Source organism: Dolichospermum sp. FACHB-1250, from assembly GCF_014696335.1.
In the GTDB taxonomy this organism is placed as follows: Bacteria; Cyanobacteriota; Cyanobacteriia; order Cyanobacteriales; family Nostocaceae; genus Dolichospermum; species Dolichospermum planctonicum.
The window spans coordinates 1-10,482 of record NZ_JACJPZ010000085.1 but is presented as its reverse complement, the minus strand read 5'-3'; the positions used below and the strand labels follow the sequence as shown (position 1 = coordinate 10,482).

Annotated in this window: 9 protein-coding genes; 6 read left to right on the top strand and 3 right to left on the bottom strand. The window is 38.1% G+C overall.

Annotated elements, in window-relative coordinates; genetic code table 11:
- Positions 1 to 405 precede the first annotated feature (405 nt).
- Both H6F39_RS19440 and pdxH read right to left on the bottom strand, forming a co-directional pair.
- Positions 406 to 1,497: a glycosyltransferase family 4 protein gene (locus H6F39_RS19440; protein ID WP_137908717.1), complete on the bottom strand. Its 1,092-nt coding sequence runs from the start codon at positions 1,495 to 1,497 to the stop codon at positions 406 to 408.
- Positions 1,498 to 1,903: 406 nt separating this feature from the next.
- Positions 1,904 to 2,548 carry a pyridoxamine 5'-phosphate oxidase gene (pdxH, locus tag H6F39_RS19435; protein WP_137908744.1) on the bottom strand — a complete coding sequence of 215 codons (645 nt, stop codon included), beginning with the start codon at positions 2,546 to 2,548 and terminating at the stop codon, positions 1,904 to 1,906.
- Positions 2,549 to 2,704: 156 nt separating this feature from the next.
- Between pdxH and H6F39_RS19430 the strand changes: the two genes are divergently transcribed.
- The 3 genes from H6F39_RS19430 to H6F39_RS19420 all read left to right on the top strand — a co-directional run bounded on the left by H6F39_RS19430 (position 2,705) and on the right by H6F39_RS19420 (position 6,120).
- Positions 2,705 to 3,799 (top strand): AI-2E family transporter, encoded by a 1,095-nt coding sequence (locus H6F39_RS19430; RefSeq protein ID WP_137908716.1) that lies wholly within the window; start codon positions 2,705 to 2,707, stop codon positions 3,797 to 3,799.
- A 282-nt stretch (positions 3,800 to 4,081) separates the two neighbouring features.
- The gene (locus H6F39_RS19425) at positions 4,082 to 4,870 is read left to right on the top strand and encodes a segregation/condensation protein A (RefSeq protein WP_137908715.1); all 789 of its coding nucleotides are present in this window, start codon (positions 4,082 to 4,084) and stop codon (positions 4,868 to 4,870) included.
- Positions 4,871 to 4,950: 80 nt separating this feature from the next.
- On the top strand, positions 4,951 to 6,120 hold the full coding sequence (locus H6F39_RS19420; RefSeq protein ID WP_137908714.1) for a sugar phosphate nucleotidyltransferase: 1,170 nt from the start codon (positions 4,951 to 4,953) through the stop codon (positions 6,118 to 6,120).
- Positions 6,121 to 6,179: 59 nt separating this feature from the next.
- Here H6F39_RS19420 and speA read toward each other — a convergent pair whose 3' ends face one another.
- Positions 6,180 to 8,195, bottom strand: coding sequence for a biosynthetic arginine decarboxylase (gene speA, locus H6F39_RS19415; RefSeq protein WP_028082266.1), 2,016 nt, complete (start codon positions 8,193 to 8,195; stop codon positions 6,180 to 6,182).
- A gap of 329 nt (positions 8,196 to 8,524) precedes the next feature.
- On the opposite strand from speA, the gene ndk reads away from it, so the two are divergent.
- From ndk to iscB, 3 genes are all read left to right on the top strand, one after another.
- Positions 8,525 to 8,974: a nucleoside-diphosphate kinase gene (ndk, locus tag H6F39_RS19410; RefSeq protein ID WP_137908743.1), complete on the top strand. Its 450-nt coding sequence runs from the start codon at positions 8,525 to 8,527 to the stop codon at positions 8,972 to 8,974.
- Between the two features lie 311 nt (positions 8,975 to 9,285).
- The gene (locus H6F39_RS19405; protein WP_028082268.1) at positions 9,286 to 9,621 is read left to right on the top strand and encodes a cation:proton antiporter subunit C; all 336 of its coding nucleotides are present in this window, start codon (positions 9,286 to 9,288) and stop codon (positions 9,619 to 9,621) included.
- A gap of 228 nt (positions 9,622 to 9,849) precedes the next feature.
- Positions 9,850 to 10,482 (top strand): RNA-guided endonuclease IscB (gene iscB, locus H6F39_RS19400; RefSeq protein WP_190397251.1); only part of this gene is annotated, 633 nt, incomplete at its 3' end.

Genomic DNA, 10,482 nt, shown 5'->3' with positions numbered 1-10,482 from the left:
TTCCTCAATATGGGCTGCAACTATTTTTTCTCGGAGATCCACTGAATATGCTTTCATGACAGTATTATCTTTATTATTACTAACTGTACCTCATAACTTCGGAAACTGCTGTATATAAATTGCTGATCATTCTATGGAATTGGTATCATTTCAAAATTTATAAAAAAAATCCCTTGCTTGTACAATGCAAACAAAGGAATGTGCTGTTAAAGTTCGTCAGGTGATCGGAATATTTAATTATTTAGTATTTATTGGATGTATCTTGATTCCTCCATTGGGTAGATAAAAATTGGCGATATCAACATCTTATGGTCTATTTTCAGACTTACCCTGTTTATTATTCTTCTTCGCTGCTGTTACACACTTATAGATAATTTACCAGATATGCACTGGAAATAACTATTATTAATCAAGTTGTGTATAGGTTGAAAAAGTTTCCTGAAAAGCGAACTCATGATACACAGCTAATGTTTCTTGATGTACACGGGCAACATTTAACCATTCTAAGTTTTCTTGCGCCCGATTTTTCCATTCTTGAAGCATATTTGTATTACTCAATAGTTTTATTAATGCTTCAGCCAATTTATGGCTATTCTGAGCCGGAACTAATATTCCCGCTTTCCCATTATCTAACGCCTCTGGAATTCCGTCTACCTCAGTAGCCACAATAGCTACTCCAGCTTCCCTCGCTTCTGAAAGCACCAAAGGACAAGGATCACGGTGGGAAGCTAAGACAAAAATATCACAGGCTAGTAAATAACGTTGTGGTTCGGGACAAAATCCGACAAAATGAATTTGATCACTAACGTCCGTTGCTTGAGCTTGAGCTTCAAATATTTGTTTATCTGGTCCATTTCCTACTAGATATAAATTGACTGTGGGAAAATTTTGAGTAACTTCCTCAAAAGCTGCAATTAACTCAGCAATTCCCTTCCGTTTGTACATTCCCGCTACAGTAACAATCGCAGGACGGTGTAAACTTAAAGGTTGATAATCCGAGATTTTCCTAGTCCGAGGGCTACCCAAAGTTCCATTACAAATTACTCGTAGTTTCTCTTCAGAAATTCCCCGTTTTACCATCGAATTTTTAACGGCTTTACTAACAGCAATTACTCGGTCAGCTAAACCCATTAATACACTACTACGTTGAAATTCATTATGTACTGTAGCCACTAAATTATATCTATTTCCCCACCTCAATGCTCTTGCTAAAACCACACCAGTCATCATGTGAGCATGAACTATATCTGGCTGAAATTCTCCCACAATTTTCCGATAACCTACCGCCGCTTTGATCATATTTATTGGCTGGCGATTTTGGTTTATTGTATAGTGTTTAACCCCAAATTTATTTAATAATTTTTCGTATTCTCCTCCTGCTGAAATTACCGCTACATGATCACCAGCTTGGGATTGTAAACAAGCCAGATCAACAGCTACATTCACAATACCATTACCGATTTCTTGGATATGATTCAATATATGTATAATTCTCATAAATTGAAGAGATTGTATTAAAAACTATTGAAATTTTACAAAAAAACACAAATAATATAGCAATCAGTAGTCAACTTTTAATACCTTTGTCTGATCAGTATTTAAAAATTTTCCGCTGTTTTAATTACTCTGATCACTACTATATTCATAAATTTTAGTCTCTTTGATAAGTTCTGTTTATCATAGCTAATGGCATTTTCTTGTATCTGTACTTTAAGAAACAAATATCTAACATAATTTTACCAGGTAACTTCTTAGGAATTATTAATCAATAATCATCGTTTTTTTCTTAGATCAGTATCTTTTTATAGAAAAATTAAATCATTTTTGATAGCTGGCGTTATGAGGCTACACAAAAAGATTCCCGACTGCTTGGAGAAGTCGGGAATCTAAAATTAATCTAAAATTAAGGTGATAACCGCTCGATTTTCCAATTTCCATTATCTACAAGAGTATATCGCAACCGATCATGTAAGCGGCTGGATCTTCCTTGCCAAAACTCAATTTCCTGGGGAATAACTCGAAACCCTCCCCAATGAGGAGGTCGAGGCACTTCTTGATTTTGATATTGACGCTGAAACTCTATTAATTGTGTCTCTAATACATTTCTGCTGGAAATTACTTCACTTTGATTAGAAGCCCAAGCACCTAAACGGCTAAAGGGTGGACGCACTTCAAAATAGCTATCAGACTGTGCTGAGGAAATTTTCTCGACAGTCCCCACAATTCTGACTTGACGTTCTAGTTCAGCCCACCAAAAAACCAAAGCAGCATGGGGATTTACTGATATTTCTTGTCCTTTTTGACTATTGTAATTAGTGAATAATACAAAACCCCGTTCGTCAATATCCTTGAGTAGTACCATTCTCGCCGAAGGCTTACCATCAGGTGTACAGGTAGCCAAAGTCATGGCATTAGGTTCAGGTAGTTGGGCTGCTACGGACTGGTTAAACCAAATTTTAAATTGTATAAATGGATTCGGGTCAATTTCTTCTTCATTTAAATCTTCTAGGGTGTAATCTTTACGAAGATCAGCAATGCTTTTATCTATCATTTTTATTTTCTCACGATTTAGATTCAGCGTATATTAGTATTGGGGGAAACATTCTATGATCAAAATCAGTACGTTTTTTGGACAATAGGAAATAGGAATTACGCCACCCTGCCCTGCAAGCCCCTGAAGCCCCCTGTTTATACATTAAATCAGATGCGCCGTTTTGCCCCTCTGCAAACTTTGTTAATTTATGGACTCAGTGGACCAATTATTGCTCTCAATATCTGGCTGATGTCTGTATTATTTCATTTTTTTCAAAATCCTCTGACTATCCTCAGTATTTCTGCCATTCTGGCTTTTTTACTGAATTATCCAGTCAAGTTATTTGAAAATATTAGAATTAGACGCACTCAAGCAGTAATTATTGTTTTACTACTTACCTTAACTCTATTTATTGTTTTATGTGTTACTCTTGTACCAATGTTGATTGATCAAACCATTCAACTTTTGAATAAGATTCCAGATTGGTTAGCGACTAGTCAAGCCAATTTCGATCATTTAGAGATGTTAGCGAAGCAAAGACGGTTATCTATAGATTTAAAGCTGGTGACAAATCAAATTAATGCTAATATACAGAACCTAGTTCAGCAAATAGCTTCAGGGGCTGTAGGATTTGCGGGAACGCTATTATCAGGAATACTCAATGTTATATTAGTCATAGTTCTCGCTTTTTATATGTTAATATATGGCGATCGCGTCTGGACTGGACTAATCAATCTTTTACCATCAAATATCGGTATTCCCCTGAGCAAGTCATTACAATTAAATTTCCAGAACTTCTTTCTGAGTCAATTGTTACTAGGGCTATTTATGATCATAGCCCTCACGCCAATTTTCTTATTTTTGAGAGTACCATTTGCCCTCTTATTTGCTATTATTATCGGTATTTCTGGACTTATTCCTGTTGTTGGCGCAACCTTAGGCATTGGTTTAGTCACAATATTGGTATTAATTCAAAATTGGTGGTTAGCATTTCCAGTCGCTACAATGGCAATTATCATGCAACAAATTAAAGATAATCTATTAGCTCCCAAACTCATGGGTAATTTTATCGGACTCAACCCCCTGTGGATTTTTATCGCCATTTTAATGGGATTTGAAATTGCGGGTTTGCTGGGAACACTGGTGGCTGTACCAATTGCTGGAACTATCAAAGGTACTTTCGATGTGATCAAAAACAGTCAGCATAGTGATTTTGTCGCAAATTTTCGGGCTAATTACGGCTCAGAATTTGGGGAAGATGAATAAATTAGTCAGCGGTCAGTGAAACTCTTGTTCTTGAGCAAATTTTAGATTTTAGATGTTAAACGGCATCTAATATTAAACCAAGATTTAAACCAATATTTAAACCAATATTTAAAAAGGTCTGATAAACTAGGTGGTGTAGCTATATTTATACTTACTGGATTCAGAAATAAGCTACTTGGAATAAATCTAAAATCTAAAATCTAAAATCTAAAATCTAAAATCTAAAATCTAAAATCTAAAATTGCGTGACCTCTGATTTCTGGTATATTAAATTTTGAATTGATGGATGCAGTTGAATTATTAGAAACAATTACACACCTGATTTCCCAAGCCGAAAAAGGGGAAATTGACCCTTGGGACGTGCGAGTTATTGAGGTGATTGATCATTACTTGAAATTAATGTCCCCAGAAGCAACTACCAGAGGCTATGAAAATGATTTATCTCAATCTGGACAGGCTTTTTTATCAGCATCAAAGCTTGTATTATTTAAGGCAAATACATTAATGCAACTGTCAACGGTATATAATACTCCAGAAGAAGTTATAGATGATACAATATTAGAAATTGAAGATGGATTGTCATGTCCAGCCCGTCCCTTACAATTAGAGCAACACCTGCGTCGTCGTCCAGCAGCTATGCCACCTCGAAAACGTCGAGTGACACTGCAAGAGTTAATAGACCAGTTGCAAATCATGGCCAGCCAGTTGAAACTGGTAGAAAAATCTGATAAACCTCAGCGAACTAAGCGCCAGTCTAGTGTGCAAACCATGCGGGAAGCCCTAGAGTTAGCCCACCAAGAAAATTTAACGGAGGTCGCGTTAGAGCTAGAACAGGTGTTACATCGTGCTGCTAAAGAGCGAAATTTGGAGGAACAATGTTGGAATCTAGAAGAACTGATAGATTTATGGATACAGACAAAGCAACCAGGGAAAAACGGACATAATCATCAATCAGGACATGGTAGCATGATTAGCGTTTTTTGGGCTTTACTACTGCTCTCGGCTCAATCTAAGGTGGAGTTATTCCAAAAAGAATTTTACCAGGAAATTTCAATTCGTTTACCTAATTAAAGTCCAGGAGCAGGGGGAGCATAAATTTCTATCCCCTAATGACAACTGACAACTGACCAATTACTAAGGAATAAGATTTTATGAAAGCAATGATTCTTGCAGCAGGAAAGGGTACTCGTATCCGTCCTATTACCTATACAATTCCTAAGCCCATGATTCCTATACTGCAAAAGCCAGTAATGGAATTTTTATTGGAATTATTGCGCCAACACGGATTTGATCAAATTATGGTCAATGTCAGCCATTTAGCGGAGGAAATAGAAAGTTATTTCCGTGATGGTCAGCGGTTTGGAGTGCAGATTGCCTATTCTTTTGAAGGTAAAATTGATGATGATGGTAAACTCGTGGGGGAAGCCATTGGTTCGGCTGGGGGTATGCGTCGGATTCAAGACTTCTCACCATTTTTTGATGATACCTTTGTAGTATTGTGTGGTGATGCTTTAATTGACTTAGACTTAACTGCGGCAGTAAAATGGCATAAATCCAAAGGTGCGATCGCTACCATTATCACTAAATCAGTTCCCAAGGAAGAAGTTTCTAGCTATGGTGTGGTAGTTACTGACGACGATAATCGCATTAAAGCCTTCCAAGAAAAACCCCCAATAGAAGAAGCTCTTAGCACTAATATCAATACGGGTATTTATATTTTCGAGCCAGAAGTATTTAAGTATATACCCTCTGGAGTAGAATATGACATTGGTGGCCAGTTATTTCCCCAACTTGTGGCAGATAACGCCCCTTTTTATGCTATTCCCATGGATTTTGAATGGGTAGATATTGGTAAAGTTCCCGATTACTGGCGAGCAATTCGCGGTGTTTTATCGGGGGAAATCAAAAATGTACAAATCCCCGGACATGAAGTCGCTCCCGGTATTTTTACTGGTTTGAATGTATCTGTAAATTGGGATAAAGTTGATATTACTGGACCTGTTTATATTGGTGGAATGACCAAAATTGAAGACGGAGCAAAAATTATTGGACCGGCCATGATTGGTCCAAATTGCTGGATTTGTAGTGGGGCTACTGTAGATAACAGCGTGATTTTTGAATGGTCCCGTTTAGCTCCCGGAGTCCGCCTAGTTGATAAATTAGTGTTTGGGCGTTACTGTGTAGATAAAACGGGAGCATCCATTGATGTCCAAGCTGCGGCTTTAGATTGGCTGATTACAGATGCCCGTCAAACTCGTCCCATAGAAACGCCTTTAGAACATAAAGCCATTGCTGAATTATTGGGAACAAGTTCAATTTAGTTAGTTGTCAGTTGTCAGTTGTAATTTGCTACTGACAACTGATCCCTGACTAATGACTATTAACTATTCAAGTAAGTATACCGTTGTAAACTTTGCTCGTAAGTTTGTAGAAGTCGCTGAGATTCCGCTAAGGTGATGTGCTGTTCTTCTAAAGCCCGCTCACAACGCTGGCGAATATTTTCTACCATGTCTTCAGCATCGTATTGAACGTAACTAACGACTTCACTCATGGTATCACCTTTAACAACGTGTTCAATTTGGTAGCCCTTGGGAGTTAAATTGATATGAACGGCGTTAGTATCACCAAAGAGATTATGTAAATTCCCCATAATTTCCTGGTATGCTCCATTCAGGAACATTCCCAAATAATAGGGTTTTCCTGGATGAAATTTGTGTAATTCTAACACTGATTTCACATCTCGCAAATCTATAAAGCGGTCTATTTTCCCATCACTATCACAGGTGAGGTCTGCTAAAATTCCTCTGCGGGTTGGTTCTTCATCCAGACGATGTATGGGCATAATGGGAAATAGTTGATCTATAGCCCAACAATCTGGTGCTGATTGAAACACAGAAAGATTGATGTAGTAAATGGAAGCCATGATTTTTTCTAGGTCTTCCAATTCGTCAGGTACGTATTCTTCCTGACGGATGATAGTTAAAACTTTTTGACAACAAGCCCAGTAAAGACGTTCGGCCTTAGCGCGTTCATTCAAGCGCAAAATTCCTAAATTAAAGCGACTGATAGCTTCTTCTTTGAATTGAGCAGCGTCGTGATAAAATTCTTGGTAATTTTCCTTATTGATAGATTGGTAAGTTTCCCACAGGTATTTAATAATTGGAGATTCTCCGTCTTGGGGAGGATCAGGAGGATCAAGGGGGACATCACTGGTACTGAGAACGTCAAAAATCAACACTGATTGGTGAGAGGAAATTGCCCGACCACTTTCACTCACAAGAGTAGGTACGGTAATTTGCCGTTCATCACAGGTATCTTTTAATTCGGCTACAATGTCGTTAGCATAGTTTTGCATATTGTAGTTTTTTGAGGTGTAGAAGTTCGTTTGCGAGCCGTCATAATCTACACCCAAACCACCCCCAACATCTAAGTATTTCATATCTGCCCCTAGCATCGCCAATTCTACGTAAATACGACTAGCTTCTTGAATGGCATCCTTAATGACATTGATAGCGGAGATTTGCGAACCAATGTGAAAATGTAACAGTTGTAGAGAACCGAGTAAGTCAGCTGCACCTAATTTTTCTACAGCTTCCATAATTTCGGGAATTGTTAAGCCAAATTTAGCGCGATCGCCTGTAGAAGTTCCCCAGCGACCCATACCTTGTGTGCTTAATTTGGCTCTAACTCCCAAAATTGGCTTAATTCCTAATTGACGACTAGCAGCAATGGCTAAATCCACCTCTTCAATTTGCTCTAGGACGATAATTGGTGTTTGTCCTAGTCTTTGGGCTAACATAGCGGTTTCGATGTATTCCTGGTCTTTGTAGCCATTGCAAATTAACAATGCTCCAGGGGTATCCAATAAAGCCAAAGCGATCATTAATTCTGGCTTAGAACCTGCTTCCAAACCAAATTGATGGGGTTTACCAAAACGAACTAAATCTTCAATCAGGTGACGTTGTTGATTGCACTTAACAGGAAAAACCCCACGATAGACACCAGGGTAATTATAGCGGGCGATCGCCTTAGCAAAACAAGCATTTAAGCGCTCAATCCGGTCTTCCAAAATATCGGAAAAGCGGATTAACATAGGAAGACCTAAATTACGCTGTTGTAGAGCATTGACCAACTCAAACAAGTCCAAAGACCCACCACGTTCACCCTTGGGAGAAACAGTTACATGACCAGCAGCATTAATCGAGAAATAAGGCCGACCCCAACCTTCAATCCGATAAAGGTCTTCACTATTCTCAATTTTCCAGGGAATAGATAAATTTCCCGTGCTTATGCTAGTAGGTACTAGCAGTTTCTTCTCTCTTTGGCTTTTCAATTCAGCTTTATGCCCATTAGGCGGCATTTTTACAATCTCATCAGCAGTTGACTCGACACCCATTTCTTCCTGACCTCTGTGTGTTGCCCACGAATTAACAATTTAACAAAATAGTCTGGTAAAGGATATAAGACTAGAAATAATTTCTGATTAAGAATTAGGATAATCACCCAATACTCCCTTGTGCTGAGAATGGTTAGTTACAAAAATTTGCGTTTATCTGCGTTTATCTGCGGTTAATTACCTGTTGCTATATGTAATCAGGAAAAAAATGGTAATTCAATCCGGTTATCCACCATGATCAGGGAAAATTGCTCAGACTACTAGACAAAAGACCTCAATACAACTGACAATTAACCCATCAAAATTTGATTATGTTTTTGGAGACAGACTTGGAACGCACATTTTTAGCAATTAAGCCGGACGGTGTACAGCGTGGTTTGGTGGGTGAAATTATCCGCCGTTTTGAAACTAAAGGCTTTACTTTAGTTGGGTTGAAGTTTATGAAAGTCAGTAGAGAATTAGCGGAACAACACTATGCTGTTCACCGTGAAAGACCTTTTTTTCCTGGGTTAGTGGAATTTATCATTTCTAGTCCAGTTGTAGCAATGGTTTGGGAAGGTGAGGGCGTTGTTGCAGCAGCGAGAAAGATTATTGGTGCAACCAATCCCTTAAACGCAGAACCAGGTACAATTCGTGGCGATTTTGGCGTTAATGTAGGTCGTAACCTGATTCACGGTTCTGATGCTCAAGAAACAGCCCAAACAGAAATAGCTTTATGGTTTAAGGATGAAGAATTAGTTGCTTGGCAACCCCATTCAAAACCGTGGTTAAATGAGTAATTAGGTAATAGGTAATAGGTAATGGGTAATGGGTAATGGGTAGTAAAACTCTTAGCTGTTACTTGTCACCTGTTACCTTAAATGAATATAAAAAATTTAATAGACCATAAGAGATTTTGAAAACCTCCTTTTGGAGGGTAGGAAAAAAAGATTGCAAGCCAAGATATGATACATAAGTTCCTTAATACTAAATCATTAGATATCACTATAATAATCATCAAAATATTTTAGCACTTGATATTGAGTTAGTACCAAAAATCTGTGCTTATATTAAATTATCACTTGAGCATAAAATAAAATAATTAATTACCGTGTTAGAAGCCTGTGTACTAATAACAATATTGTGCGGTTTTTTCGGGATTATCCTCAAAAAAAACCTGGTGATGAAAATTGTCTCCATGGATGTGATGAGTACAGGTGTGATTGCCTTTTATGTACTAATTGCATCACGAGAAGGCTTATTTACCCCCATTATTTCTAGTGTAAAAAATATTAATTATGCAGATCCTGTTCCCCAAGCAGTGATATTAACAGCGATAGTCATTGGTTTTTCTATTCAGGCTTTGATGCTGGTTGGTGTGATGAAATTAGCACAGGATAATCCCACCTTAGAAACCCATGAGATTGAGAAAAATAATACACCGTAAATTACCCACCACTTCCCTTCGGGTAAGTGGGGGCTTTTAAAGCCCAGAGTTTACCCGACTAAGTGTTAAATCACTACGATTTTCAGGTCATCTCACCTACAAATACGCAGCCAGTTTGTAGATCTGAGGTTAACAGTTAAACAGGCCTATTGGGTTAATCCAGTGCTGTTAGCGTAAAAAGCCTTTAAATCTTTGTCTAGGCTAACATTACCCGCAAGGAGGGACAATATGTCCAAAGTATTTGTTTTAGATACCAACTTCACGCCATTAAACCCAATTCATTCAGCGCAAGCCAGACAACTACTAAGAAGCAAAAAAGCAGCAATATTTAGACAGTTTCCGTTCACAATTATCCTCAAAAAATCCCGTCCTGACTCACCAGTATCGTCGCTAAAGCTAAAGATTGACCCTGGTGCAAAGTTCACGGGAATGGTATTAGTTAATGATTCAACTGGCGAAGTTGTATTTGCTGCTGAATTAAAACATAGAGGCTTTGCAATTAGAGATGCTTTAACTTCTAGAAGGCAATTAAGACGTTCTAGACGTGCAAGAAAAACTCGTTACAGACAACCAAGGTTCTTGAATAGAACCCGTCCAGAAGGATGGTTAGCACCAAGCCTACAAAGTCGGGTTGATAATATTAAAACTTGGGTTGAAAGATTGCGTAAACTCGCACCAATTCAGGCTATTAGCCAAGAATTAGTCAGGTTTGATATGCAGTTAATGGCTAATCCTGATATTCAAGGTAAGGAATATCAGCAGGGAACTTTAGCTGGTTACGAAACCAGAGAATACTTACTAGAAAAGTGGGGTAGACAATGTGCTTACTGTGGAGTAAAAGACGTTCCTTTTCAAGTAGAA

Coding starts and splice junctions, on each gene's coding strand:
- H6F39_RS19420 (WP_137908714.1), top strand. CDS start 4,951: ATGAAAGCAATGATTCTTGCAGCAGGAAAGGGTACTCGTATCCGTCCT.
- H6F39_RS19430 (WP_137908716.1), top strand. CDS start 2,705: ATGCGCCGTTTTGCCCCTCTGCAAACTTTGTTAATTTATGGACTCAGT.
- H6F39_RS19425 (WP_137908715.1), top strand. CDS start 4,082: ATGGATGCAGTTGAATTATTAGAAACAATTACACACCTGATTTCCCAA.
- H6F39_RS19440 (WP_137908717.1), bottom strand. CDS start 1,497: ATGAGAATTATACATATATTGAATCATATCCAAGAAATCGGTAATGGT.
- speA (WP_028082266.1), bottom strand. CDS start 8,195: ATGGGTGTCGAGTCAACTGCTGATGAGATTGTAAAAATGCCGCCTAAT.